The following is a 26,769-nucleotide window of genomic DNA, read 5'->3' on the forward strand; positions in this document are numbered from 1 at the left end:
GCCCCGCGCCGTCCACAGGGGAAGCGTCCCCGGTCCCTCCGAGGGGAGAGGGACCGGGGACGCGGGTACGCGGGCACCTCAGACGCGGCGCATGACCGCGACCACCTTGCCGAGGATGGTGGCGTCGTCGCCGTTGATCGGCTCGTAGGCCTCGTTGCGCGGCATCAGCCACACGTGGCCGCCCTCCTCGCGGCGCAGCACCTTGACGGTCGCCTCGTCGTCGAGCAGCGCCGCCACGATGTCGCCGTTGTTGGCGTCCTGCTGCTGGCGCACCACCACCATGTCGCCGTCGGTGATGGCGGCGTCGGTCATCGAGTCGCCGACCACGGTGAGCATGAACAGGCGACCCTCACCCACCAGCTGGCGCGGCAGGGCGAGCACGTCCTCCACCGACTCCTCGGCCAGGATCGGACCGCCGGCGGCGATCCGGCCGACCAGGGGCACGGCCGCGGCGCGGGAGAGGTCGATGTCCTCGGGCACCAGGGTCTGCCCCGAGGCGCGCCCGGGCGTGCGCAGTTCCACCGCGCGCGGCCGGTTCTGGTCGCGGTGCAGGTAACCCTTGCGCTGGAGGACCTTGAGCTGGTGCGCCACGCTGGACGGGCTGGACAGGCCGACCGCTTCCCCGATTTCCCTTATCGACGGGGGGAAACCCCGCTCCCGGACATAGCGCTGGATGCAGTTCAGCACGCTCTGCTGGCGCGCGGTGAGTTTGGGGGCTTCGGGCGTGGACCCGCCCGCGTTCTCCGCTGGTGCGAGAACGGTGGCGGTATCTGCGGTTCCGGGATTCTCCTCCGGCACGGCCGGGCCTCCTCGGCATTCGGTTCGGTCAGGGCCTGCTTGTGTGACTGGCCACCCCCGGTCCGCGACCGTGCCGACCTGGGGGTCCACGTGATGGCGAAACCGGTGTGAAATCAAGGTCAACTTTAGTCGTTGCACACGGTGATATCAAACAAGCGTTCGAGGCCGGGGAGAATTGCCGTCGCGCGTATTCGCGGCCAATTTCCGGCCTGCACTTACGTGTGTACACGCGTTCACGCGCTGTTGTCCCCGGAATGCGCGAACGCGTGTCCGTGACGGCGGTTCCGGCCAGGCGCGGGGGTCTTATCCCGGGGCGTCGGCTCGACCGAAATCCCCGTGACGTCGGGATTCCCGCGCCCGCCGCCGGGAGCGGCGGCTCCGGTGGGCGGCGCTATCCTTGAGCGCGGTGCCGGGCCGCCCCCGCGGCAGTCCGCCCGCACCGACATCCCCGTCCCGCCCCGCCGCCGCGGACCACGATGCCGCGCGGTCCCTCGGCCGTGTTCGTGACACGCCCGCGCCGGGGTTGCGGCGAGGTCAGGAAGAAGTCTAGGTTCGACCACAACATCTGGTGTTGCGACGGGAGTGGTTGCCCAGAAGTTGTGGTTTAGTGGTACCTAGGTGTTGTCGTTCGGTGAGAGAAGCAGGTGAACCAGGGTGCACTGTCCGTTCTGCCGCCATCCGGACACCCGGGTGATCGACAGCAGGTCCACCGACGACGGCGCTGCCATCCGGCGCCGCCGGTCCTGCCCCGTCTGCGAGCGCAGGTTCACCACCCAGGAGACCGTCCTGCTGATGGTGGCCAAGCGCTCGGGGGTCACCGAGCCCTTCAGCAGGACCAAGATCATCGCCGGGGTGCGCCGGGCCTGTCAGGGCCGCCCCGTCTCCGAGGACGCCCTGGCCAAGCTCGGCCAGCAGGTCGAGGAGGAGATCCGCGGCCGCGGCCTGGCCGAGGTCCCGGCCCACGAGATCGGCCTGGCCATCCTGGGGCCGATGCGCGATCTGGACGAGGTCGCCTACCTGCACTTCGCCAGCGTCTACCGCGGCTTCGAGAGCCTCTCCGACTTCGAGGCCGAGATCGCCAGCCTGCGCCAGGACCGCGAGGCCGAGACCGGCGGCCGGAGCGGCGCCGCCACGGGGTAGCGCCCCTCGCGGCCGCACGCCGACCGCGCGCGGGGCCACACCACTCCCGGGACGAGGACGCCGGGCACGGTCGGTGACCGTGCCCACGAGTGAGGGGAGACCCGGCGATGACGGAAACCGCCAACGGTCCGGCCGGACGCAAGGGCAAGGGCAGCCGCAAGGGGATCAGGGTGAGGCGCGTCTTCACCTCCCCTGGCACGCACCCCTACGACTCCCTGGAGTGGGAGCGCCGCGACGTCGTCATGACCAACTGGCGCGACGGCACGGTCAACTTCGAGCAGCGCGGGGTGGAGTTCCCCTCCTCCTGGTCGATGAACGCCACCCAGATCGTCACGAGCAAGTACTTCCGCGGCGCGGTGGGCACCCCCGAACGCGAGTGGAGCCTCAAGCAGCTCATCGACCGCGTCGTCGGCGTCTACACCGAGACCGGCCGCGAACACGGCTACTTCGCCTCGGCCGAGGACGCCGAGGTCTTCGACCACGAACTCAAGCACGCCCTCGCCCACCAGCTGTTCAGCTTCAACTCCCCGGTGTGGTTCAACGTCGGTACGAGTTCAAAAGCCCAGGTCAGTGCGTGTTTCATCCTCTCCGTGGACGACACCATGGAGTCGATCCTGGACTGGTACAAGGAGGAGGGGATCATCTTCAAGGGCGGGTCCGGCGCGGGTGTGAACCTGTCGCGCATCCGCTCCAGCAAGGAACTGCTCTCCTCCGGCGGGACGGCCTCCGGGCCCGTCTCCTTCATGCGCGGCGCCGACGCCTCGGCCGGGACCATCAAGTCCGGCGGGGCCACCCGCCGGGCCGCCAAGATGGTCGTACTGGACGTCGACCACCCCGACATCGAGGACTTCGTCGAGACCAAGGCCCGCGAGGAGCACAAGATCCGTGCCCTGCGCGACGCCGGGTTCGACGTCGACCTCGGCGGCGACGACATGTTCAGCGTCCAGTACCAGAACGCCAACAACTCCGTGCGGGTCTCCGACGCGTTCATGCGCGCCGTGGAGAGCGGCTCCGACTTCGGCCTGACCTCCCGCACCACCGGCGGGGTCGTGGCCACGGTGGACGCCAAGGAGCTGTTCCAGCGCATGGCCAGGGCCGCCTGGGAGTGCGCGGATCCGGGCATCCAGTACGACGGCACGATCCAGGACTGGCACACCACGCCCGAGAGCGGACGTATCAGTGCAAGTAACCCATGTTCGGAATACCTCCATTTGGACGACTCGTCCTGCAACCTGGCCTCGATCAACCTGCTGAAGTTCCTGCGCGAGGACGACACCTTCGATGTGGAGCGCTTCACCGCGCTCACCGAACTGGTCATCACGGCGATGGACGTCTCCATCACCTTCGCCGACTTCCCCACCGAGAGGATCGGCCAGACCACCCGCGCCTACCGGCAGCTCGGCATCGGCTACGCCAACCTGGGCGCCCTGCTCATGGCCACCGGCCACGCCTACGACTCCGAGGGCGGGCGCGCGGTCGCCGCCGCCGTGACCTCGCTGATGACCGGCGCGGCCTACCGGCGCAGCGCCGAGCTGGCCGGGGTCGTGGGGCCCTACGACGGCTACCGCCGCAACGAGCGTGCCCACAAGCGGGTCATGCGCAAGCACGCCGCAGCCAACGACGACCTGCGCACCGTCGGCACCCTGGAGGAGCCGATCCACGCCGCGGCCACCCGCGAGTGGGCCGAGTGCCTCAGGACCGGTGACCGCAACGGCTGGCGCAACGCCCAGGCGAGCCTTCTCGCACCCACCGGCTGCCTCACCGGCGACTCCATGGTCACCACCGACCGGGGACTCGTCCGGCTCACCGAACTGGGCGACGTCCACGGGCCCAGGTGGCAGGACCTCTCCGCCCGGGTGTCCACTGACGAGGGGCCCCGCGATGCGACGAGGTTCTTCGTCAACGGAGAGGAGCCGACCCGGCGCATCGTGACCAGGGGCGGGTACCGGCTCCAGGGCACGCACACGCACCGGATCAAGGTGGTCTCCCCCCAGACCGGTGACTGGGAGTGGAAGCGCTTCGCCGACGTCGTGGAGGGCGACGTCGTTCCGGTCCAGATGGGCACCCTGGTCGGTCGACCCCGTCGTGTGGTGCTGCCGGTCCTGGACCAGGCCTACTACACGGGGGATCACGGCCTGTTCGTGCCCGATGCGGTGGACGAGGAACTCGCGGAGTTCGTCGGCTACTTCACGGGTGACGGGAGCCTGCACGCCAGGGGCCTTCGTATGTGCGTCGCCGACGCCGACGAGGACGTCGTCGAGCGGCTGCGCGTCCTGGCCAAGGGATTGTTCGGCCTCGTGCCCGCGGTGACCGCCATGCAGGGCTACCAGGAGGTCGTCCTGTCCTCGGTTCGCCTGGCCCGGTGGTGGAAGGCCGCGGGGTTCGCCAAGGACCTGCCCGGCCAGGACCACTCCGGCAGGGGCTGGACCCCCCGCGTGCCCTCCGCGGTCTTGGAGGCCAACGACCCGGCGGTGTACGCGGCCTTCCTGCGCGGCCTCTTCGAGGCGGACGGCACCGTCCACGGGGGCGTGCCGAGCCTGTCCACCGCGCACGCCTCCTTCGCCGGGGAGGTGCGCACACTGCTGCTGACCCTGGGCATGGCCTCCACCACGCACACGACCCGGAGCGGTCACGGCGGAGACTGCCACGTGGTGCGGCTGCGCAACGTCGACCACGCCCTGCGCTTCGACGAGACCGTCGGTTTCCTGGGCGACCGCAAGAACAGGCTCGTCGTCCGGCTGGAGCCGGACCGCTCGGCCAAGGGCGACCGGATCGTTCTGCCCCGTCAGGTGTGGGACGAGCTGGTGCCCGTCGGTCACACCGCGCGGGGGACCGTCGTGCAGTCGCTGAGGGAGTACGGCGGTGTGGCGCGGCAACTGGCCTCGGTCATCCACTCCGAGACCCTCGACGACAGGCTGGGCCACGCCCTCGGCTACGTCTTCGAGGAGGTCGGTTCCAACGAGGACGGCGGGGTCCAGCCAACCTACGACATCTCGGTGCCCGACAACGTCACCTACGTGGCCAACGGCCTGGTCAGCCACAACACCATCGGGTTCATGATGGACTGCGACACCACCGGCGTCGAGCCGGACTTCTCGCTGGTCAAGTTCAAGAAGCTGGTCGGCGGCGGCTCCATGCAGATCGTCAACCAGGCCATCCCGCGCGCGCTGGGCAACCTCGGCTACCAGGACGAGCAGGTCGAGGCCGTCGTCGAGTACGTCTCCGAGAACGGCCACGTCGTGGACGCGCCCGGCCTGCGCACCGAGCACTACGAGGTGTTCGACTGCGCGATGGGGCGCCGCTACATCCGGCCCATGGGCCACGTGCGGATGATGGCCGCGGTGCAGCCGTTCCTGTCCGGCGCGATCTCCAAGACGGTGAACGTGCCCGAGGAGGCCTCGGTCGAGGACTTCGAGCACATCTACTTCGAGGGCTGGCGGATGGGCCTGAAGGCGCTCGCCGTCTACCGCGACAACTGCAAGGTCGGCCAGCCGCTGTCCACCGGCGGGACGCGGCAGGAGGCCGAGCCCGAGACGGAGGCCGCCGAGGCGCCCCGCCCGGTCCGCCGCCGCCTGCCCAAGAAGCGACCTAGCGAGACCACGTCGTTCTCCGTGGGCGGGGCCGAGGGCTACATCACCGCGGGCTCCTACCCGGACGACGGTCTGGGCGAGGTGTTCATGAAGCTCGGCAAGCAGGGGTCCACCCTGGCCGGGGTGATGGACGCCTTCTCCATCGCGATCTCCATCGCCCTGCAGTACGGGGTCCCGTTGGAGACCTACGTGGAGAAGTTCACGAACATGCGGTTCGACCCGGCGGGCATGACCGACGACCCCGACATCCGCATGGCCCAGTCGGTGGTGGACTACATCTTCCGCCGCCTGGCCCTGGACCACCTGCCCTACGAGGAACGGGCCGCGCTGGGGGTGCTGTCGGCCGCCGAACGCCAGGCGCAGGTGGCGGGCGAGGACCCCGCGCAGGTCGCCACGCAGGTGGAGTCCTACGCCCAGTCCGCCGCCACCCGCGGGGCGGACGCCCCGGAGGAGGCCCCGGCCGTCCCCGCGCGGGAGCCGCACACGGCGGCGGAGCGGCCGACCCGGGCGCACTCGACCGCGGAGCTGATGGAGGGCAAGGGCTTCGTGGCGGACGCGCCGCTGTGCGTGACCTGCGGTACCAAGATGCGCCCGTCGGGCAGCTGCTACGCCTGCGAGGGCTGCGGAGCCACCAGCGGTTGCAGCTGACCGGTGTCGGACGGGCGGCCCGGGGAGGGGCGGAGCCGTACCCCTCCCCGACAGCCCCGGTCCCGTGTCAGCCGCGGTCGAGGTCCCCGGAGGCGGCCGCGACCGCGGCGGTCACGGCGGTCACCCCCAGCACGGCGGGCCAGGCGCCGACCTTCTTGGCCAGCGGGTGGGAGAGCCCGAACGCGCCCGCGTACACGCCGGTGAGCGCGACCGCCGTGCCAACTCCCGAGCGGCGGCGCCAGGTCTCGAAGGCCGCGGCGCCGAACGCGGCCAGCACGGCTCCGCCCAGCGGGCGGTTGCCCGTCGCGCGGGCCACCGTGTAGCCGCCGATCAGGCCCGCGGTGGTCAGGACGGAGCTGGGTACTGCGGGCATGGACGGTGTCCCCTCTCGCTGCGGCCGGAGCCGGTGGCTGCGTGTGCCGACGACGTTACCGGCCGTCCGGCGGCGGTGTGGTCCGGCCCGCCCGGACCGGTCCCGGGGGTGGTTTCCCCCGTCACGTTCCGGTCTACAGCCCTGGGTTCCGGACGCGTCTCATGACAGGGTTGATGCTGTCCGCTACGGCCCCTCCGGTCACGGAACAGGTCCCCACCTGGAACCGGACCGCGGTACGCGACGTCGTAGCCGATAGTTCCCGACCTCCGACCAAGGAGCCCATGCCTATGTCGTTCGCGCAGACCGTGCGCGGCGCGGCCGGTGCCGTCGCCCAGGGGGGCGATCCGCGCCAGGCGGTGTCCGACGCGCTGCAACAGGCCACCGAGGGCGGTGGCCTCGACCCCCGGGACTTCGTCGCCGCCCGTGAACAGGGTGACTCCGTCGGCACCCGCATCGAGCAGAAGAGCACCTCCCTCAACAACGCGGGCGAGGCGATCAACCGCAGCTACTACGAGCGCGGCGACGGCGGGCCGGTCCACGTCATCTGCCCCATGGTCATCCCCCGCGGACGCACCTTCGTGACGATGCTCCCGGCCATCGCGCTGGTGGCCCTCGGCGTGCTGGGCGCCGTCACCGTCCTGGTCCCGCAGGCGGTCAGCGGCGGCAACCCCCTGACCAACCCCGTCTTCGGCGTCCACTACTGGCTGATCACCATCGCGGTGGCCGTGTTCATGTGGTGGCGCCAGGGCATGGTGATGGTGCCGGAGGGCTGCGAGGCGATCGTCACCCGCTTCGGCAAGATGGAGAACGTCTTCCAAGCCGGGCGGGTCACGCTCTTCAACCCCTGGAAGCGCGTCTCCTACATCGTCAACACCACCCGCGAGTACCCCTTCAACGCACCGATCCGCTCGGCGCCCACCAAGAGCGGCGTGCAGGCCTCCATCGACCTGTTCGTGCAGTTCAGGATCGTCAACGCCACCGACTTCGTCTACACGCTGGGCGGCGTGAACGGCTTCCAGGAGAAGCTCAACAACGCGATCAGCGAGACCACGCGCAGCCTCATCTACGAGCAGCAGGCCTCGGCCATCTACGACATGGTCGGTGACAACACCCAGAGCCTGGTGGAGCAGCTCAACCGCCAGTTCAGCGGGATCGTGGAGCTGACCAGCGCCAACATCACCCACGCCGAGCCCTCCAACCAGGAGTACCGGATGGACCTGGCGGCGCCGGAGATGGTCCGCGTCGCCAAGGACGCCTACACCTTCGAGTACGAGCTCCAGCTGCGCAAGGAGCAGAACGAGGGTGACCTGAACAAGGAGCTGGCGACCCTCAACGAGACCCTGTCCGCGATCCAGGCCGACATCGCCCAGTACCAGGCGCAGATGGACACGGCCCTGGAGCGGGAGACCAACCGGGCCCGCTCCCTGGCCCACCAGCGCTTCGTCGAGGCCCAGTCCGAGGCCAACGCCAACGCGGCCCTGTTGCAGGCCCAGGCCCTGGACATCCGCGCGGTGAGCGCCGCCGACGCCCCCGAGATCCTCAACTACCGCTTCCGCGAAACCCTCCTGGACAAGCTGGAGGCGGTCGCCGACAGCCTGCCGCAGGTCCTGCGGATCGGGTCGGGCGACGCCGCCAGCGTCGACTACCTGCGCATCGCCCAGGAGATCATCGGCCAGGCCGACACCGCCCTGTTCTCGCAGGAGGACATGGACGCCATCCGCTCCCGCCTCGGCGACATCCGGGGCCGCATCGCCGAGCGCGAGCAGGAGATCAGCGCGCTGGTGCGGGACGCCGACGGTCCCAGGCCCGAGCCGGGCCGGGGCGAGGACCCGGGGGAGGAGCTGGTGGAGGAGATCCGCCAGTCCGTCTCCGAGCAGGCCATCGACGAGCGCATGTCCGAGGCGCCCCAGGGGTCCCGGGAGCCGCACGGTCGGCCCGAGGCCCCGCGGGAGCAGTGCCCCGCAGGGCCGCCGGTCGACGCGCCGCCGCCCTCGGAAGCCCCCCACCGGTCCCTGGAGGACCCGCCCCCGCCGCCGTGGTCGCGCGGCACCCAGGGCTCCGGCCCCGACGAGGGAGGTCAGTAGATGAGCGTGTCAGTGAACGCCGGCGGCGGCTCCAGCATCAAGGAGTCCCTAGCCTCGTGGGGTGACCTGGCCGGTCTGCTGCGCGGCGGCGACCAGGGCGCGATCGTCCCCGTGGTCATACCGCGCGACAACCGGGGCCTGCGGTGGACCGTCCTGGTCTGGTTCGGCCTGTTCGCCCTGTGCTCCGCGCTGATGATGGCCCTCAACGCCTCGGCGGGCGGGTTCGTCCTCGGGGTCGCCTACGTCGTGCTGGCCGTGCCGACCCTGATCGTCGGCGTCCTCAGCATCGTCGCGGCGGGCCTGTGGTGGTGGCGCAGCTCGATCATCGAGATCGAGGAGGGCACGCACGGCATCCTCACCAAGTACGGCGCGATCGTGAAGCCGATCGGTCCGGGCCGCCACTACCTGTGGCACCCGTGGTCGCGGGTTGACTTCGTGGTGGACACCCGCACGGAGATCCCCTACACGGCGCCGGTCCTTGCCTGCCCCACGCGGGAGAACGTGCCGCTGAAGTCGATCGAGTTCTTCCTCAAGTTCCAGATCACCGATCCGATCCGGTTCGTGACGATCATCGGCGCGAGCAACTTCGACCTCGTGCTCTCCAGCGCGGTGCAGGACGCCATCCGCCAGCGAAGCCGTCTGGTCAACACCGAGTCCGCCTACGACCTGCGCGGTTCCAACGTCGAGGACATGCGCCGCCTGCTCAACGGGCAGCTGGAGAAGTACGGTGTGCGCATCACCGGCTGCAACATCCCCGACGTGCAGCTGCCCAGCCAGTACCAGCAGCACCTGTCCACCCGGGAGCGGGTGGCCAAGGAGCTGGTGGCCTACGAGCAGGAGTGGGAGCTGACGCGCAAGCGCCGGATCGACACCCTGCTGATGGACATCGAGCGCTCCAAGAAGACCCGTGACGCCAAGATCGTCGAGGTCAACGCCTCCCTCAACAAGGCGCGCAAGGACGTGGCGCAGATGCTGGAGGAGCAGGAGACCGAGGCGCAGCGGGTGCGCTACGAGATCGAGACGCGCGGGCGCGCCGACCTGGTGGCCGCCGAGAACGAGGCGAAGGCGCAGGAGCGCCTGGCCACGGCCTACCGGGACAACCGGGCGGTGCTGGAGTACGAGCTGGCCCGCCGCCGCCTGGACGTGGGCGCCACCCTGGCCGGGCGCGCCCCGCGCCCGGTGGTGGTGCAGACCGAGGCGGGCGCGGGGGACGGTTCGGCGCTGTCGACGCTGCTGACCGCGCAGCTGCTGCCGCAGGTGATGGACGGCCGGGGCGCGCGGGCGCCGCTGGGCGGTTCGGGCGGCTCGGCCGGGGCCAGGGACGTCCTGGACTCCGCGCAGGGCGCGGTCGCCGCGGCCGCCGAGCGCCAGCAGCAGATGGCCGACGAGTACCAGCGCCAGCAGGGCGCCGCGATGCGCGAGCAGTTCGAGCGCGGAGAGGGGTACGGCGGGCAGGGACGCCGCTGACCCGGCGGCCTCGCGCCCCGCGGCCGGTCCACGGGGCACGGGAGGCCGCGCACGGGGCCCGCGACCGGGAGCTTGGGCTCTACCGGTGGTCGCGGGCCCCTTGCGTGCCCGGGTTCAGGTGACGGGGGAGAGGGAGGAGTAGCCCCCGGCGATGTCGATCCCGTTCCGCGCGGCGATCTCGACCAGGTCCTCGACCTCGCCCGCCTGCGCGCTGGCCAGATCGTCGTCGCCGAGCGCGTGGGCGCGGCGCAGCGCGGTGATCGAGTCGTGGATGCGCACGTGAAGGGTGAGCGCGAACTCGCGCATGGGGCCTCTCCTCAGGGTTGGCGGCGCTGCCGGGGAGGGCGGGCCTGCGGCTCTCCCCCCGGGGGGCGCCTCCTTGTGTACCCGGCGAGGGTGAGAGCAGGGTTGGAGGGGGACAAGGGCCGGCAAGGCCGGGGTGAAAACGCGGCCGCCCGCCGCGCGGTGGCGCGGCGGGCGGGTCACGGGTGCGCGGGCGCGGTCAGTGGTTGACCCAGACGTACCAGTCGCCCGACACGTGTTCGTAGATCCTGGAGCCCTGCCCGGGGACGAAGACGCCCTCGGGGATGCGCTCGGCGCTGTGCGCCAGGCCCGAGGGGCTGAACAGCCCCGAACCCTCCACCGCGTAGTGGGTGACGCCCTCGTACGCCGAGACGCTGCGCAGCGAGTACAGCCCCACCCGTTCGCCGTTGAGCGGGATGGAGGTGCGGCCGTCGGTGTCCTCGCGCAGCGAGAGCAGTTGGTCGGAGGAGGCGCTGATCCGGCTCTGGAGCGGGACGTCGGCCACGGCCAGGCCGATCGCGGCGGCGGCGATCACCGGCGCGGACACCCAGCGCAGCCAGTAGTGGCGGATCATCGGGCGGGCCACCGCCAGGGCGATGCCCAGGCGCAGCGCGCCCATACCGGCGAGCAGCAGACCGCCCACCAGGGCGATGACGAACGTGGGCAGGTGTCCGCCGGGGACGCTGTCCTCGAAGAGCAGGACCAGGCCGACCACGCCGCAGGCGGGGATGTAGAGCCGACCGGGCGGACGGGAGGCCCAGCTGATCAGTCGCTGGCCGAGCGTCGGCTTCTCGGCGATCTCGATCAGCTTGGCCAGGGACCTGTCGGGGGTCGGGCCGGAAGCCGCGGCGGACATGGCGTTCCCTCCACCGAATCCGTGTCATGGGGACGCGGACCCGGAGCGAACGGGAAGAAGGGGCCGCAGGGGGCCGCGTCACAGTCGATACGGCCGCCGAAGCACGGCCTGCTCCACAGGATAGAGCAGTGGAGGGGCGTGTTCGGGGAGGCGGGATGAAACGCCGCCGTCGCTCCCGCGGGTCGCGGACGTTTGACGGCGGTGTTTCCGGTGCCGCACGCCGACGCGCGGTGAGAGTACGAGGTGGTCCCAGGACCAGCGTCCGCCGCTCACGGCCATCAGTACGCACACCGCCGTGACCAGCGACGTCGTTCCCCACGAGGAGAGGGGGGCCAGGTCGGCCGAGCCCGCCGTGAGGGCGCCGAGCACCGCCGCGGCTGCGAGCAGGGGGCCGGTCAGCCATGTGAGCAGGCCCACGGCGAAGGCGACCGAGAGCGCGACGAGCAGGGCGGGCAGCGTCCCGGCGATCGGGGACAGCACACCCGCTCCGGCGGCGTCGAGGTGTTGGGCCACCCCGGCCTCCCGGCCGCGCAGCGCGAGCCCGTACTCGGTGAACATCCACCCGACGCCCACCCGGACGAGGGCGGCGACGACGTCGTAGAGGCGTCCCCGGGAGATCCGTGGCCGCTGGTACGGCCTGGCGCGCTGCATGCCCATTCCTCCCGGGCGGACGGCGGTCCTGACAAGCGGAAACTACACAAAGTCATGGCCGTTGGCCTCTCGTGGTGCCCGGCGAGTCGCGCGAAAGGGTGCTCGCGTGGCCGTCCTGTCCGGGATCGGGGCCGTCCGGCAGGGGCCGTCCGCGCCCCGGTCCCCGCACGGCCTCCGCGCCGCACGCCCTAGGGTGGACACCGTGCCGACCACATCCACGCCCGCCCAGCCGCCCGCCGCACCCACCTACGAGCTGGAGGACGAGCTCCGCTCCTCCGGGGCGCGTGTGGTCGCCGGAGTGGACGAGGTGGGCCGCGGCGCCTGGGCCGGTCCGCTCCTGGTCTGCGCCGCCGTCCCCGGCGAGGGCGACCCGCCCTCCGGCCTGACCGACTCCAAGCGCCTGACCCCCGGACGCCGCCGGGAGATCGCCGACCAACTGCGCCCCTGGGTCGCCGACCACGCCTTCGGCTGGTCCTCTCCCGAGGAGATCGACGAGGTGGGCATGACTGAGGCGCTGCACCGGGCCTCCCGCCGCGCCCTGGACGCGCTCTCCCCGCGGCCCGACGCCGTCATCCTCGACGGCAGGCACGACTTCATCGGCCGCCCCTGGAGGGTGCGCACCTGCGTCAAGGGCGATCTGGCCTGCGTCAGCGTCGCCGCCGCCGCGATCCTGGCCAAGGTCCGCCGCGACGCCCTCATGGCCGAGCTGGCCGCCGACCACCCGGGCTACGGGTTCGAGCGGGCCTCCGGGTACCCCTCGCCCGTGCACCGCGCCGCCCTGGCCGAGTCCGGGCCCACCCCGCACCACCGCATGAGCTGGTCCTACCTCGACGACCTGCCCCGATGGAAGCACCTGCGCAGGGCCCGCCCCGCTCCCGGCGGGCAGCTCCCCCTGCTGTGAGCACCGGACCCGCGGCCCCCGGGCGGCCCCCCTCCAGGGGGCACGACACGCGGTCCCGTACTGGACATCCGCCCCACTTGGGGCAAGGCTGTGGCTGTGGACGTCGGCCCCCCGGCGCCCCCCGCCCCCGACCCGAACCCCGCCGGTCAGGAGAGCCGACCGCCACGGACCCCCACGCAGGAAGGTGCATGGATGACGCGTGAGATGCGCTCCACCGCCGCCGCGGAGCCGGGACGCGCCTCGGGACTCGACCGCGTGCGCCCCCTCTACCACCGGATCCCCCTAGGCAGAAGGCTCGTGTCCGCGCTGGTCCTGCTGACCGTGGTCGCCGTCGTCGCGCTCGTCACGGGAGCCTCCGTCCTCGGCGCGGTCACCGGGGCCCTGGTCCTGCTCATGGTCCTGGCCGCCCTCATGCGCTCCGCGGACGCCTTCGCCACCGTCATGGTGTGCGTGCTCTGGCTCGCGGTGGCCGTCCCCCTCTTCCAGATCCCCCTCACCGGCGAACCCGTCACGCTGCTGGTCCTGCCCCTGCCCCCGCTCGTGGTCCTGGCCGCCGGGCGGGCGCGCGAGTTCCCCGTCTGGCACACCACCGTGCTCTCGCTGACCGCGGGGCTCATCGCCGGGTTCTCCCTGGCCCTGGTCGGGCTGGTCGTCGAGCCCTTCGCCGCCTCCTGGGGGATCGCCCTGCTCTACGCCGCCGCGGGCGCCTGCGTGCTGTGGCGGCTGTCGGCCTCGCGCCAGATCCACCGGGAGAGCGAGGCCAACCGGCGCGAGACCGCCAAGTCCATGCCCGTCTCGCGCCGCAACGGCGGCGCGGGCCCCGTGAACGCGCCCGGGGACAGGAACGGAGCCGAGGGCCGCACCCGGACGCTGCGCGCGCGCACCGGCAGCGGTTCCCGGGGCGCTCCTGCCGCCGCCGACGACGAACCCGTCCCCGTCGACCAGGCCCTGGCCGAACTGGAGGACATGGTCGGCCTCGACCCGGTCAAACAGCAGGTGCGCGGGATCGCCGCCTCCATCGAGGCTGCCCGCCTGCGCGCCGACGCGGGCTTCCCCGTCGAGCGGCCCCTGCGCCACCTGGTCTTCTCCGGCCCGCCCGGCACCGGCAAGACCAGCGTCGCCCGCACCCTGGCCACCATCTTCCACTCCTTCGGGCTGCTGCCCACCGCCCGCGTGGTCGAGGCCCAGCGCGCCGACCTCGTGGGGGAGTACCTGGGCGCGACCGCGATCAGGACCAACGAGCTCATCGACCGGGCGCTGGGCGGCGTGCTGTTCGTGGACGAGGCCTACTCCCTGGTCAACGAGGGCGACGGCCAGGCCGACCGGTTCGGCAACGAGGCCGTGCAGACCCTGCTCAAACGCGCCGAGGACGACCGCGACCAGCTCGTCGTCGTCCTGGCCGGGTACGAGAAGGAGATGGACGCCTTCCTGGCCTCCAACCCCGGTCTGGCCTCGCGCTTCGCCACCCGTATCAACTTCCCCAGCTACACCGCCGACGAGCTGTTCCGCATCGCCGAGTCCCTCGTCCACCAGCGCGGCGACACCCTCGACGAGGAAGCCGCCCAGGCGCTGCGGCGAAGATTCGACCAGGTGGTCCAGCGCGAGGTGGTCGACGAGCTCGGCAACGGCCGCTTCGCCCGCTCGGTGGTCGAGAAGGCCGCCCAGGCCCGCGACGTGCGCGTGGTCACCGCCGGAGTGGACGGCGCGGAGCCCGCGCCCCGGCCCGAGGCCGAGGAACTCATCACCGTCCGCGCCTCGGACGTGGAGGCCGCCCACCGGGAGCTGACCTCGCGCCTGCCCGGTTTCGGCGAGGCGCCCGGCATCGGCGAGGCGATGGCCGAACTGGACGCCATGATCGGCCTGGAGCCGGTCAAGGAGCAGGTCCGCTCCATCGTGGCCCAGCTGAGGGTGGCCAAGCTCCGCGAGGAGCAGGGGCTGCTCAACCAGGCGCCCATGCGGCACTTCGTGTTCTCCGGCCCGCCCGGCACCGGCAAGACCACCGTCGCCCGGGTGCTGGGCCGGGTCTTCGCGGCGCTGGGCCTGCTCGGCCGCGCCGACGTGGTCGAGGCCCAGCGCGCCGACCTGGTCGGCGAGCACCTGGGCGCCACGGCGGTCAAGACCAACCGGCTCGTGGACCGGGCGCTGGGCGGCGTGCTGTTCGTGGACGAGGCCTACTCCCTGGTCAACCCCGGCTACAGCGGCGGCGACGCCTTCGGCTCCGAGGCCATCCAGACCCTGCTCAAGCGGGCCGAGGACGACCGGTCCCGGCTCGTGGTCGTGCTCGCGGGCTACCCGGCGGAGATGGAGCGGTTCCTGGCCTCCAACGCCGGGCTGTCCTCGCGGTTCAACGTGCGGGTGCGCTTCCCCTCCTACACCGCCGACGAGCTCACAGAGATCGCCGAGGCCGTGGCCGCCCGCACCGGCGACGCCTTCGACGACACCGCGCGCGAGGACCTGCGCAGCATCTTCGCGCACGTGTGCGAGGCCGGGTGGATCGACGAGCTCGGCAACGGCCGCTTCGCCCGCTCGCTGTTCGAGAAGGCGTGCTCCCACCGCGACCTGCGCGTGTCCCAGGAGCTGGGCGAGGCCGCGACCGCCGCCGAACTCACCGTGCTGACCAGCGCCGACGTCCGCAAGGCGTACGCCGAGGCGACGCAGTAGACCCGAGGAGCCGCGCACGCGCGTGCTGCTAGTGTCCGGTCCATGACCGCTGCACCCACTTCCTCCCCCGCGTCCCCCGTCACCCAGGCGCTCATCCTCGCCGGGGGCCAGGCCACCCGGCTGCGGCCCTACACCGACACCCGCCCCAAGGCGATGGTGGAGGTGGCCGGACGGCCCATCATCGACTACCAGTTGGAGTGGCTCACCGGCCACGGCGTCGAACACGTCGTCGTCTCCTGCGGCTACAAGGCCGAGGTCCTGCGCGAGCACCTGGAGGCCCGCGAGGGCGGCCCGCGGATCACGCTCCTGGTCGAGGACGAGCCGCTGGGCCGCGGCGGGGCCCTGCGCTTCGCCTCCACCGGTCTGCGCGACCCGCAGGCCCCCTACTTCGCGCTCAACGGCGACGTGCTCACCTGGTTCCCCCTGGACGAGATGACCGCCCACCACCGCGAGCGGGGCGGCCTGGCCACCCTGGCACTGGCCCGGTTCCGCACAACCTGGGGCATCGTGGACGTGGACGACCAGGACCGGATCGAGGGCTTCACCCAGAGCCCGCTGCTGCCGGTGTGGATCAACGCCGGGGTGTACCTGTTCGAGCCGGGCGTCACCCCGCTGCTGCCGACCAAGGGCGACCACGAGTCCTCCACCTTCCCCGAACTGGCCGAGGAGGGGCGCCTGACCGCCTACCGCATCGACGGCTTCTGGCGCGGCGTGGACACCGCCAAGGACGTCAAGGAGGCGGGGGAGCGGATCACCGCCATGCGCGAGGGCGCCTGACCCCGGCCGGGGGACAGCGGACGCCGACTGACCGGGCGCCGGGGAGGATGGGTATCGTCACCAAGGTGACGAACGACGGTTTCCTCCTCTCCAGCGCCCCCAACTTCCGCGACCTCGGCGGGCACCGCACCGCCTCGGGCCGCACGGTCCGCCGAGGGCTCGTGTACCGCTCCGACGCCCTGCACGCGATCGCCGCCGACGAGCTGCCCGCCTACAACGGCCTGGGCATCCGCCAGCTCGTCGACCTGCGCACCCCGCACGAGCGCGAGACCCTCCCCGACGTCGTCCCCGACGGCGCCGAGTACGCGGTCGTGGCAGTGCAGGACCCCGAGGCGGCCGGGGCCAACTTCTCCCTGGCCCTGGCCGACCCCGAGAAGGCCCGCCTCATGTTCGCCGACGGCGCCGCCGAGCGCTTCATGCACGGCGTCTACCGCGAGCTGGTGACCGACGCCGAGGCGCTCACCGGCTACCGAGAGCTGGTCGAGCGGGCGGCCCGTGGCCCGGCGGCCCTGGTCTTCCACTGCAGCGCGGGCAAGGACCGCACCGGCTGGGGAGCCGCCCTGCTGCTCGGCCTGCTGGGCGTGGACCGCGAGGCCGTGGTCGCCGACTACCTGGCCAGCAACGGGCGCCAGGCCAACACCGACGAGTGGATGCGCAGGCTCGCCCGGCACAGCGCCCTGGACTGGGAGGAGGTCGTCCCCATGACGCGGGTGCGCGCCGAGTACCTGGAGACCGCCTTCGACCACGTGGACGAGGTCCACGGCTCCTTCGACGCCTACGTCACCGAGGGCCTCAAGCTCTCCGACGCCACCGTCGAGCAGCTGCGCGAGCGCATGCTGGAGTAGCCGCGGCGCCGGGGCGCGCGGCCTACAGCGCGTCCAGGCGGCGGCGCAGGTCGCCCTCGTCCGAGGCGGCCTCCAGCACCTCGCCCAGGGCGGCCAGCACGCCGGGCCGGTCCACACCCCGGTCCAGCATCCGCCGGGCCGCCGCCCACAGGTTCGCGGGCCTGCCGTGCCACAGCCGCCGGGCCAGGCGCTCGTGCCGGTCCAGCTCCCGCTCCCGCTCGGGGTCGTCGCCGGTCACCGGCCGGTACCACCGGTCCTGCCCGCTGGAGTGGCGGCCGCTGTGCGGTGTGGCCGCCTCGTACTCGCCGTAGTGGTCCAGGCGCAGCAGCGCTCTGCGGCCCCGGGCCGTGTCCGGGTCGAACTCCTCCGGTGCCCACGTCACCAGCTCGCTGGCCAGCAGCGGGAACGCGAACATCCGACGCGCCAGCGACGAGAAGTCGCCGTCCGGCATCAGCCTCCGCACCGCCTCCTGGCGCAGCCCCAGCGGGCGCGCCGGGTCGCGGTAGGTGCGGGTGAACTCCGCGGTGGACTCCCACACCGCGTCCAGCGTCGCGCCCACCGCCACCCGCGGCAGCCCGCCGCGTCCGCCCGCCCAGCGCACCCACGCCGCCAGCACGTGCGGCATGGCCTCCTGCTCCTCGGGCAGCAGCACCACCCGGCCGGGCAGCCAGTGCAGCAGGAAGGACTCCACCTTGCGCGGGCTGACGCGCATCGGCCGACCGCCGTCCACGTCGCAGCCGTGCGTGATGATGTGGTCGGCGCAGCGGCTCGCCGCGTAGGAGTCGGAGAGCTCGGCGGCCTCGTCCGAGGCCAGGAAGCGCGCGGCCAGCACCGCCCGCCGGTCGCGCCGCCACACCGGGGCGGGGAAGGGGTCCACCCCCTCGGGAGGTGTGGGCAGGGACCGCACCCGCGCGTTGGCCAGGGCGAAGTGCGCGGCCAGCGACCCCCCGGTCAGGTCGGAGACCTTCAGTCCCACCGGCTCCACGAGCGCCCCCGAGGCCCGGTCGGCGGGCGCGCCCGCCACCACCTGCTCCGTGCGTTCCAGGGCCCGCGACAGCAGGGCGCGCGCCTCGGTCAGCTCCACCTGCGTGAACCGCGCGAACTCGTCCGCCTCGGCCCTGGTCCGGCAGCTCTCCAGCAGCTGCTCGACCTTGGTGGTCACCCAGGCGTCGCGCAGCACGCCGCCGCCGTTGTGGTCCAGGACCAGGATCAGCGCGTGCTCGGGCGGCAGCGAGCCCGGGTGACCGGGGTGGTCGCCGTCACGGCTGAACACGCACACGAAGTCCTCGGTGTCACCGAACTGGTCGGTGCTGACGTAGACGGCCACCGGTGTGACCGCGCCGAGCTGGGAGGCCCACGCCGGTACCTGCAGGCCGCGCTCGCGGAGCGCGATCATCCCCTGTTCGGCCAGTCCCCGCTGCTCGGACGAGGTGCCCAGGGCGGTGACCGCCGCGAGCACGCCCAGTCCCGCGGGCTTGCCGGAGGCGGTTGCGTGCGCCACCAGGCCCTCGCCGAGAAGCCTCTCCACGTCCACTCCGGGGACCCGCTCCCCCCACCAAGTGCCGAGCAGCTCGCTGAAGGCGAGTTCGGCGTCGAGCGGGTGGCGCATGGCCAGCAGCGCTCTGGCGGCGCGCAGCATCTCGTCGAAGACGGCGCGGGGAACCGGTTCGGAACCTGGGGACGGAGGCATCGGGGAGGGCACCACCCGAGCGTATGCCAGCCCCGGGTGTGCGCTCCTCCGTTCCCGTGAACCGGCGGCGGCGCCCCGGCGGCTCGGGGCGCGACCAAGGCGCGGCTCCCGTCGGGGGAGGCCGCGCCCCTGGTGGCGTCCGTCGGGCTCAGCGAGGTTTCGGTATGCCCCGGTGGCCGCCGAACAGGCCCGCGGCCGATCTGCGCGCCGGCTTCCTGGCCGGCGGGGAGGGCGGCACGGAGTTCACCATCGCCTCCAGGTGCTCGCGGGCGACCCGCTCGACCAGGTGCGGCGTGACCGTGATGCCCAGGTGTTCGACGCAGTTCCAGGTGTCGCTGACGCAGCGTTCGACACATCGGTGGGACAGGGCACTGAACTCGTCGTGGAGCCGTGCCGAGATCCGACTGAGATCCTGGACCGGGAAGGTCTGGAGCATTCTCGCTCACACCCCTAGCTGGAGATGGCCTGGACGGTGACCTCCACCCATTTCACTTGTTCTGGACGGAGTGTCAACCCTTCTCCCGGCACGCTGTTGATAAAACCTCCGGGAAGCATCGTTTACTCGAACACCACAGTCATCGCAGTTCAACAAGGCGAAAAGGGTGTTTCAGGCGTATAACGCCCCTGGTCCCGAGTGGAGAACGCAAACCTCCCGGGAACTCCCATCGCCGGGAATGGGCGGAAAACACGTCGCCGAAAGTCTCCGTCCGCTGTGACGCGACCCCCGGGTGGCCTATTGTTTACCTTCCACGTCCGCGGGCGGCCTCCCTCCGAGACGGCCGTTGCGTGTGGACGGCTGTGTCTTATGCTTGAGCCGTGACAGCGGCCGAGAGGAGTCATCGAGCGTGACTCCCGGGAGCCGCGGAGCCCCCCGATTACCTTCGGCGCCGCGCGACTTCCGGCTTTCACGCCGGGGGCGGCCGGTCGACAGGGGCCGCGCGGCCCAGGCAGCACCCCCCAACGAAACACGGCTGGGGAATCGACGGTTCCGGAGGTGTCGAGCAGTTGAGCGCCGAGACGTCCATTCCGCCACCCCGGGTCAGCGGGGCGGAACTCCCCGACGCGGTCGGATCCCTCCTCACCGACTCCCCGATCGGGTTCGCGCTGCTCGGCCCCGACGGTCTCCTCGGCACGATCAACCAGCGCCTGGCCGCCGACGTCCTGGGGCGCGCTCCCGCCGAGTGCCTGGGCCGCGACCCCGGCGACCTGCTGGAGGAGAGCGGTGACCGCGACGCCGCCGCCGACCACCGGACCGGCCTGGCCCGGGCGCGCGAGAGCGGACAGGCCGTCCGCGGACGCCACCGCGCCACCGCCGGACAGCTGTGGGACCTGACCTGGTTCCCCGTCACCGAACCGGACACGGACGAGGAGTACGTCGCCCTCATCGCCGTCCCCGCCGGTGAGGGCGCCGAACCCGCCGACGACGGCGCCGCCCTGCGCCGCGACGAGCAGCGGCTGCGCGCCCTGTTCCAGGCGGGCAACCAGATCGTCTGGGCCGCCGGGCCCGGCGGCGAGATCCGCGAGGACTGCCCCCAGTGGCGGGCCGTCACCGGCCAGGAGCTGGAGCACTACCTGGGCCGGGGCTGGCTCGACGCCCTCCACCCCGAGGACCGCCCCCGCGTCGAGCGCGCGTGGGAGGACTCCGTCCTGGACGTCACCCCCTTCGACGCCATGTTCCGCGTGCGCACCCGCTCGGGCGGCTACGGCCACTACCGGGCCAGGGCCCATCCGGTCATGGAGGGGACGCGGACCGCCGAGTGGGTCGGCACCCTCGCCGACATCACCAACGAGCGCGAGGCCGACGAACTCCGCCAGCGCCTCAACCAGCAGCTCAGCGAGGCGGCCATGCGCACCGCCCGCCTCCAGAAGGCCACCTCCGACCTGGCCGAGGCGCTCACCGCCGACGAGGTCGTCAACGCCATGTCCGAGATCGGCCGCTCCGGGGTGGGCGCCGACCACACCTGCGTCGTCCTGCTGGACCGCGACCGCCTGCGGCTGCGCACCATCGCCGCCGCGCACGCCCACCAGCTGCCCCGCTCCACCTTCCCCACGGACCACCCCGACATCGCCGCCCTGGCGGTGGCCGACCGGCTGCCCCGCCTGGCCGCCAACCCGGCCGAGCTGGGCGCGCTGTTCGACGGCGCGCCCGAGGTCGACGAACTCGTCGGTTCCACGCCCGAGCGGGCCTGGATCGCGCTGCCGATGATGACCGCGGGGCGCCCCATCGGCGCGCTGCGCTTCGCCTTCTCCACCCCGCGCGAGGTCTCCGACGACGAGCGCGTGTTCCTGGAGGCCCTGGCCGGGCAGTGCGCGCTGGCCATCGGCCGCGCGACCCTCTACGAGCAGGAGCACAGCACCGCCGAGGAGCTCCAGCGCAGCCTGCTGCCCGAGGAACTGCCCGGGGTGCGCGGTGTGCGCCTGGCCGCCTACTACCGGTCCGGGTCGCAGAACGTGCAGGTCGGCGGCGACTGGTACGACGCCTTCCCGCTGCCCGACGGCCGCGTCGCCGGGGTGCTCGGCGACGTCATGGGCAAGGGCATCCCGGCCGCGGCCGGGATGAGCCGCATCCGCAACGCGCTGCGCGCCCTGGCCTTCTCCATGCCCGAGCCCGCCGACGTCCTGGCCGGCCTGGATCGCATGTTCTCGGCCACGGAGGGTATGGACCAGGTCACCACACTGGTCTACTTCGTGCTCGACCCCGTCACCGGACAGCTCGACCTCAGCAACGCGGGACACCTCCCGCCGCTGGTCGTGGCGGGCGGCGCGCGGCCGTCACTGCTCGACACCGAACCCGACACACCGCTCGGGGTCAGCTCCCCGCGGGGTCACCACAAATTCTTCGTCCAACCCGGTAACACCGTCGCCCTGTACTCCGATGGACTGGTTGAGAACCGCAAACGGTCCGTCTACTCCGGACTCGACGAGCTCGTCCACGTGGCGTCCTCGGCCCCTCCGGAGGTGGTGGGCGATCCACAGCAGATGCTGGAGTACCTTGTTGAGAGCATGCTCGATGGGTATGAGCAGGACGACGACGTCACGCTGCTCGCCGTCCAGCTTCCGGTGATCGACTCCGTGCCGGAGCGGTAGTGCCGGTTCGAGGCGAACCGGTGGACACCGGTCTGTGGCGGACCGGTGCGCACCGGTCCGCGCCGTGCCGGTGAACCGTCGGCAGACCGACGACAGACCGTACGAACAAGTCCATTGCCTTGCCTACAGTGAAGAAGCCGTTCCGCCCCGCGATGCGGGGGTGATCCTCTGCGGGGGTGACCTCCGGGAGCGCATACGCTGGACGGGGACGACCCTGGAGAGCGCATACGCTTGAAAGACCAACGGCTTCCCCGCCCCAGTGGGGACGATCCCAGGCCGCAGGTGGGAGAGGGCGCAGTGCCCGGTCCCGGCCAGGCGGACCACCGGGTCCGACAATCTCGCCACACGTCCGTTCGAGAGGTGTTTGTGTCATCTGCCAGTTCGACTCGCTCGAAGCAGTCCGAGTCACTGCAAGAGCCCGTCATTCAGCAGCTGATCGAGCGTGGGCGGTCCCAGGGCTTCCTTGAGCCCGAGGACGTGCGCCGTGCCTTCGAAGAGGCCGAAATCCCGATGTCGCAGGCGCAGTCCGTGCTCCGCAGCCTCGCGAAGGAGGGCGTGACCGTGCTCGTCCCCGAGTCGGCCTCCTCCCGGCGCAAGGCGCCGCGGCGCAAGGCGGCGACCACCAAGACGGCGGCCACGCGGTCCACCTCGACCAGGTCCACCAAGACCACCGCGACGAGCAGGGCCGCCAAGCCCGTGCGCGCGGCGGCGGCCCAGGAGCAGACCGAGACGGTCACGGCCGTGGTCGGTTCCGCAGAGGACGCCGGGGGCGAGGCCAAGGCGGAGAAGAAGCCCGCGGCCAAGAAGCCCGCCAAGAAGGCGGCGCCCAAGAAGCCCGCGACCAAGGCCGCCAAGACCACCGCGGCCAAGGGCCCGGCCGCCAAGACCACCGGCCTCAAGGCCGCCGCCAAGAAGACGGCGACCAAGGAGCTCGGGCTCGCGGCGGACGGCGAGTTCGACGAGGACGAGGAGGGCCTGGACGACCTCGAGCACACCGGCGCCGAGCTGGAGCTGGTCGAGGACACCCCGGACCCGGCGGACAAGGACCTCAAGCCCGCCAAGCCCGAGGCCGTGGGCGCCCCGACCAAACCCGCCAACGAGGACGAGTCCTTCGTCCTCTACGACGACGATGACGACGCCCCCGCGGCGCAGGTCGTGGCCGCGGGCGCGACGGCGGACCCGGTCAAGGACTACCTCAAGCAGATCGGCAAGGTCCCGCTGCTCAACGCCGAGCAGGAGGTCGAACTCGCCAAGCGGATCGAGGCCGGCCTGTTCGCCGAGGAGAAGCTGGCGGAGGAGGCCGAGCTCCTCACCGTCGAGCTGCGCGACGAGCTGGAGTGGATCGCCGAGGACGGCGGCCGCGCCAAGAAGCACCTGCTGGAGGCCAACCTCCGGCTCGTGGTCTCGCTCGCCAAGCGCTACACCGGCCGCGGCATGCTCTTCCTGGACCTGATCCAGGAGGGCAACCTCGGTCTGATCCGCGCGGTGGAGAAGTTCGACTACACCAAGGGCTTCAAGTTCTCCACCTACGCCACGTGGTGGATCCGCCAGGCGATCACCCGGGCCATGGCCGACCAGGCGCGCACCATCCGCATCCCGGTGCACATGGTCGAGGTCATCAACAAGCTGGCCCGCGTCCAGCGCCAGATGCTCCAGGACCTGGGCCGGGAGCCCACCCCGGAGGAGCTGGCCAGGGAACTCGACATGACCCCGGAGAAGGTCGTCGAGGTGCAGAAGTACGGCCGCGAGCCGATCTCCCTGCACACCCCGCTGGGCGAGGACGGCGACAGCGAGTTCGGCGACCTCATCGAGGACTCCGAGGCGATCCAGCCGGGCGAGGCGGTCAGCTTCACCCTGCTCCAGGAGCAGCTGCACTCGGTGCTGGACACGCTGTCCGAGCGCGAGGCGGGCGTGGTGTCCATGCGTTTCGGTCTCACCGACGGCCAGCCGAAGACTTTAGACGAGATCGGCAAGGTCTACGGGGTCACCCGTGAGCGCATCCGGCAGATCGAGAGCAAGACGATGTCGAAGCTCCGCCACCCGTCGCGTTCGCAGGTGCTCCGCGACTACCTGGACTAGGTTCACCCGGGTGGTCGGCCGGTCGGCGGTCCTGGCACGCTGACCGGCGGCTGAAGAGAACCGGACCGGCCCCGGGCCGGCGCCCCTGTCCGAAGGCGGGGCGCGCCGACCCGGGACCGGCACCCCCAGTTCCGCGCGGTTGTGGCGACGTCCGCGTGTGCCGGAGCAGCCCCCGTTGGTACTCCGGGGTGCCCGTCGCGCTCGGGAGCGTCCTTGGGTCTCCCGGGCACTGTGTCATCCGAGGCACCGTGTCGTCCGAGGTGCCGTGTCATCCGATCCGACGGTGCCCATCGTGCCGCACGTACTGTAGGTGCGGCATAAAGTCGCGATATCGAGTCGTTATGTGACGGGGAGTGGCCTGCGGCCGCTCCCCGTCCCGCGTGCGCCCGGAGGCCCCCTCCGCTCACACGGGCGCGGTCCCGCCGCCGCGGTCAGCGCCCGTATCCCCGGCGTTCCCCTCAGTCGCGGACGACGACGTTCAGCACGTGCCGTTCGGGCAGCTCCACGGTGTGTCCGAGGTCGCGCAGGGCCGACACCAGCTCCTCGGGGGTGGCGGCGTCCACGCCCTCCAGAAGCAGGGAGCGGGCGATGTCGCCCCGGGTGGCCTTGGCCATGTGGCTGACCACCGTCCGCTTGGCGACCCCGTCCACCGTGCGCTCGCGCAGCACCCTGACGGCTACGCCGGTGCCCGGAGCGTAGGCGGCGGCGTAGGCGGACGAGCGGCAGTCGACCAGGAGCCGTCCCGCGGTGAGCTCGTCCAGGGGCGCGGCCGCCTCGCGGCGCCAGTAGGCGCCCAGCCCGCCCAGCGGCGGCAGCTTCACGCCCATGGACAGGCGGTACGGGGGCAGCCGGTCGGCGGGTCCGACCGCGCCCCACAGCCCGGAGAAGATCAGGACCCGGGCGTCGGGGATGTCGGGCAGGCCGAGCCGGTCGTAGAGCACGCCCGTGTACAGGTCGGCCGCGCGCAGGGTCGGCGCGGTCGTCAGGTCCAGGTTGCGCTTGAGCGCGTCGGCCTGCCTGGCGCTGATCCCCAGGGTCTCCAGCGCGGTCTCCTCGGGCCCTGAGCACAGGTCCGCCAGCGCCGCCATGACCCGCTCCCGGGCTCCGGTCAGTTCCGGAAGGGTCAGCGTTCCGAGGTCCAGGCGGGGGCCCTCGCCGGAGGAGGCCTTGCCCTCGGACGGCGGCAGCAGGATGAGCATGGTGGAACTTCCCAGGTGGAGGCGGCGGTCGGATACCCCGCCCATGCTAGGGCTTGTCCGGAGCCGCTTCCCGGCGCCGGAGGACCTGTACGGCGAGGGTGACGAAGGCGACGCACAGCAGGACGTCCAAGGCGGTGCCCGCGATGCTGAAGCCCTTGAGGACGCCGTTGGCGTGCAGCGCCATCAACAGGACGCACAGGAAGCGGACCGGGCCCACGCAGCGCGTGGCGAGCAGTCCCGCGGCCAGGAGCACCCAGCCCAGGTTGGGGGCCCACACCAGTGCGTACACCACGTGCACCCGCGGGTAGAGGAACTCGACGAACGCGGTGGCCAGCTCCGGGGAGTGGGAACTGACGAGCTGGAGGGAGGCGAAGTTGGTTCCCTCGAAGAAGGCCGCGACCATGAGGCCGAGCAGGCACACGATCCCCGTGGCGGTGCCCAACGCGGGCCGGGTCCTGGTGATCGACGCCGCCAGTCCGGCGAAGGCGGGCACCAGGAACAGCAGTCCGGCGAACCAGAGCCCGTACCCCCAGGCCATCTGGACGGGGTCGTCGGCGTACGCCGCGATCTGGTCCGGGAAGAAGAAGTGGTGCGGCGCCTTGAGCAGCTCCCCGGCCAGGAGCAGCGGCGGAGCCGCCGCCAGCGAGACGGCGGTCGGCCAGCGGCCTGGGAAGGGGCCGGGCACGGGGGTTTCGGCCCGCCCCGGCAAATCGCGGAGCAGGGACGTTCTCAGGGACGCGGACGTGAAGGGGCTTCGTCGGGGAGTGGAGTCCATGCGGCCATCCTCGCCACCGGGAGGGCGCCGTGTCAGGAACGCTGCCACCACGGCTGCCCGGGGGCCCGCACCCCCCGGGCAGCCGTACCGGGGGGCGGGCCCGCGGCCGCCGCGGACCCGCCGGATAGCATCGTCGGCTCCGGGAGAGGGGGCGGGCGTGCACGAGTGGGCGCGGCGGGTGACGCGGGACTGGCCGCCGTTCGAGGTGGAGGAGCGCGGCGGCTGGCGGTTCGGCTTCGCGGAGGGGATCACCAAGCGGGCCAACTGCGCGCTCGTGCTGGACCCGCACGCGCCGGTAGCCGAGGTCACCGCCTACTACACCGGGCGCGGGCTGAGGCCCTGCGTGCAGGTGTGGCCGGGTGAGGAGGAGGTCGACCGGCGGTTGGCGGAGCACGGCTACGCGGTGGTGGAGCCCTCGCTGGTCCTGGCCCGCGAACTGGGCGCGCGCCCCGACGCCCCGGGCACGTCCTCGGTGGAGGCCTCGCCAGGGCCAGGGTGGCCGACCACCGGGGCAGCGCGCATCCTCGGCCGGGTCGACGCCGCCTACGGAACGGCCGAGCTGGGCCTGGGCCGGGGCGCGGCGGTGCTGGACGGGGAGTCGGTGGCGGTCTGCGCCATGTTCACCGACCCCGCGGCGCGCGGGCGCGGCGTGGCCTCCGGGCTGCTGGCCGACCTGCTGCGCTGGGGGTACGACCGCGGTGCGCGGCGGGCCTACCTGTGCGTGGTCGCCGACAACGCCCCGGCGCTCGGACTGTACGGGCGCGCGGGCTTCGCCGAGGTGTCGCGGTACCACAGCCGTGTACTGGAGGGCGCACGCGAAGGCGGCGGCTCCTGAGGGGAGCCGC

The 26,769-nt window shown here is 72.3% G+C and carries 20 protein-coding genes; 11 read left to right on the forward strand and 9 right to left on the reverse strand.

Translation table 11 applies throughout. The features are described 5' to 3' along the window. Positions 1 to 78: 78 nt before the first annotated feature. Positions 79 to 798 carry a transcriptional repressor LexA gene (lexA, locus tag KGD83_RS08460; RefSeq protein ID WP_061078907.1) on the reverse strand — a complete coding sequence of 240 codons (720 nt, stop codon included), beginning with the start codon at positions 796 to 798 and terminating at the stop codon, positions 79 to 81. A 654-nt stretch (positions 799 to 1,452) separates the two neighbouring features. Here lexA and nrdR point away from each other — a divergent pair. Continuing rightward, entirely contained in the window at positions 1,453 to 1,938 is a 486-nt protein-coding gene (gene nrdR, locus KGD83_RS08465; protein WP_212643283.1) for a transcriptional regulator NrdR, read from the forward strand. A gap of 107 nt (positions 1,939 to 2,045) precedes the next feature. Beyond that, on the forward strand, positions 2,046 to 6,176 hold the full coding sequence (locus KGD83_RS08470) for a vitamin B12-dependent ribonucleotide reductase (RefSeq protein ID WP_212643284.1): 4,131 nt from the start codon (positions 2,046 to 2,048) through the stop codon (positions 6,174 to 6,176). 67 nt (positions 6,177 to 6,243) lie between these two features. Here KGD83_RS08470 and KGD83_RS08475 read toward each other — a convergent pair whose 3' ends face one another. Further along, positions 6,244 to 6,549 (reverse strand): hypothetical protein, encoded by a 306-nt coding sequence (locus KGD83_RS08475; RefSeq protein ID WP_212643285.1) that lies wholly within the window; start codon positions 6,547 to 6,549, stop codon positions 6,244 to 6,246. Between the two features lie 287 nt (positions 6,550 to 6,836). Between KGD83_RS08475 and KGD83_RS08480 the strand changes: the two genes are divergently transcribed. Both KGD83_RS08480 and KGD83_RS08485 read left to right on the forward strand, forming a co-directional pair. Continuing rightward, positions 6,837 to 8,633 (forward strand): SPFH domain-containing protein, encoded by a 1,797-nt coding sequence (locus KGD83_RS08480; protein WP_212643286.1) that lies wholly within the window; start codon positions 6,837 to 6,839, stop codon positions 8,631 to 8,633. Continuing rightward, positions 8,634 to 10,100 (forward strand): SPFH domain-containing protein, encoded by a 1,467-nt coding sequence (locus KGD83_RS08485; protein ID WP_212643287.1) that lies wholly within the window; start codon positions 8,634 to 8,636, stop codon positions 10,098 to 10,100. 114 nt (positions 10,101 to 10,214) lie between these two features. Here the strand turns inward: KGD83_RS08485 and KGD83_RS08490 are convergent, their stop codons facing one another. The 3 genes from KGD83_RS08490 to KGD83_RS08500 form a co-directional block, all read right to left on the reverse strand. Next, on the reverse strand, positions 10,215 to 10,406 hold the full coding sequence (locus KGD83_RS08490) for a hypothetical protein (RefSeq protein ID WP_017565304.1): 192 nt from the start codon (positions 10,404 to 10,406) through the stop codon (positions 10,215 to 10,217). A gap of 196 nt (positions 10,407 to 10,602) precedes the next feature. Continuing rightward, the gene (locus KGD83_RS08495; RefSeq protein ID WP_212643288.1) at positions 10,603 to 11,259 is read right to left on the reverse strand and encodes a hypothetical protein; all 657 of its coding nucleotides are present in this window, start codon (positions 11,257 to 11,259) and stop codon (positions 10,603 to 10,605) included. Between the two features lie 78 nt (positions 11,260 to 11,337). Next, positions 11,338 to 11,910, reverse strand: coding sequence for a DoxX family protein (locus KGD83_RS08500; protein ID WP_212643289.1), 573 nt, complete (start codon positions 11,908 to 11,910; stop codon positions 11,338 to 11,340). Positions 11,911 to 12,112: 202 nt separating this feature from the next. Here KGD83_RS08500 and KGD83_RS08505 point away from each other — a divergent pair, with 202 nt between their 5' ends. From KGD83_RS08505 to KGD83_RS08520, 4 genes are all read left to right on the forward strand, one after another. Beyond that, a complete protein-coding gene (locus tag KGD83_RS08505; RefSeq protein ID WP_212643290.1) occupies positions 12,113 to 12,811 on the forward strand; it encodes a ribonuclease HII in 699 nt (232 codons plus the stop codon). Positions 12,812 to 13,003: 192 nt separating this feature from the next. Further along, entirely contained in the window at positions 13,004 to 15,472 is a 2,469-nt protein-coding gene (locus KGD83_RS08510) for an AAA family ATPase (RefSeq protein ID WP_212643291.1), read from the forward strand. 42 nt (positions 15,473 to 15,514) lie between these two features. Continuing rightward, positions 15,515 to 16,249, forward strand: coding sequence for a nucleotidyltransferase family protein (locus KGD83_RS08515; protein ID WP_212643292.1), 735 nt, complete (start codon positions 15,515 to 15,517; stop codon positions 16,247 to 16,249). Between the two features lie 47 nt (positions 16,250 to 16,296). Next, entirely contained in the window at positions 16,297 to 17,094 is a 798-nt protein-coding gene (locus KGD83_RS08520) for a tyrosine-protein phosphatase (protein WP_212643293.1), read from the forward strand. 22 nt (positions 17,095 to 17,116) lie between these two features. Here KGD83_RS08520 and KGD83_RS08525 read toward each other — a convergent pair whose 3' ends face one another. Both KGD83_RS08525 and KGD83_RS08530 read right to left on the reverse strand, forming a co-directional pair. Next, positions 17,117 to 18,733 carry a hypothetical protein gene (locus tag KGD83_RS08525; protein ID WP_212644326.1) on the reverse strand — a complete coding sequence of 539 codons (1,617 nt, stop codon included), beginning with the start codon at positions 18,731 to 18,733 and terminating at the stop codon, positions 17,117 to 17,119. Positions 18,734 to 18,932: 199 nt separating this feature from the next. Further along, positions 18,933 to 19,220: a hypothetical protein gene (locus tag KGD83_RS08530; RefSeq protein ID WP_212643294.1), complete on the reverse strand. Its 288-nt coding sequence runs from the start codon at positions 19,218 to 19,220 to the stop codon at positions 18,933 to 18,935. A gap of 569 nt (positions 19,221 to 19,789) precedes the next feature. On the opposite strand from KGD83_RS08530, the gene KGD83_RS08535 reads away from it, so the two are divergent. Next, the gene (locus KGD83_RS08535; RefSeq protein WP_212643295.1) at positions 19,790 to 21,871 is read left to right on the forward strand and encodes a SpoIIE family protein phosphatase; all 2,082 of its coding nucleotides are present in this window, start codon (positions 19,790 to 19,792) and stop codon (positions 21,869 to 21,871) included. A gap of 366 nt (positions 21,872 to 22,237) precedes the next feature. Next, positions 22,238 to 23,950, forward strand: coding sequence for an RNA polymerase sigma factor (locus KGD83_RS08540; RefSeq protein WP_212643296.1), 1,713 nt, complete (start codon positions 22,238 to 22,240; stop codon positions 23,948 to 23,950). Positions 23,951 to 24,408: 458 nt separating this feature from the next. On the opposite strand, the gene yaaA is transcribed toward KGD83_RS08540, so the two are convergent. After that, positions 24,409 to 25,149 carry a peroxide stress protein YaaA gene (gene yaaA, locus KGD83_RS08545; protein ID WP_212644327.1) on the reverse strand — a complete coding sequence of 247 codons (741 nt, stop codon included), beginning with the start codon at positions 25,147 to 25,149 and terminating at the stop codon, positions 24,409 to 24,411. A gap of 46 nt (positions 25,150 to 25,195) precedes the next feature. Further along, the gene (locus tag KGD83_RS08550) at positions 25,196 to 25,834 is read right to left on the reverse strand and encodes a hypothetical protein (protein WP_249352218.1); all 639 of its coding nucleotides are present in this window, start codon (positions 25,832 to 25,834) and stop codon (positions 25,196 to 25,198) included. Between the two features lie 247 nt (positions 25,835 to 26,081). Between KGD83_RS08550 and KGD83_RS08555 the strand changes: the two genes are divergently transcribed. Then, positions 26,082 to 26,759 carry a GNAT family N-acetyltransferase gene (locus KGD83_RS08555; RefSeq protein WP_212643298.1) on the forward strand — a complete coding sequence of 226 codons (678 nt, stop codon included), beginning with the start codon at positions 26,082 to 26,084 and terminating at the stop codon, positions 26,757 to 26,759. The last annotated feature ends 10 nt before the right edge of the window (positions 26,760 to 26,769 follow it).

The organism is Nocardiopsis akebiae, from assembly GCF_018316795.1.
Taxonomy (GTDB): Bacteria; Actinomycetota; Actinomycetes; order Streptosporangiales; family Streptosporangiaceae; genus Nocardiopsis; species Nocardiopsis dassonvillei.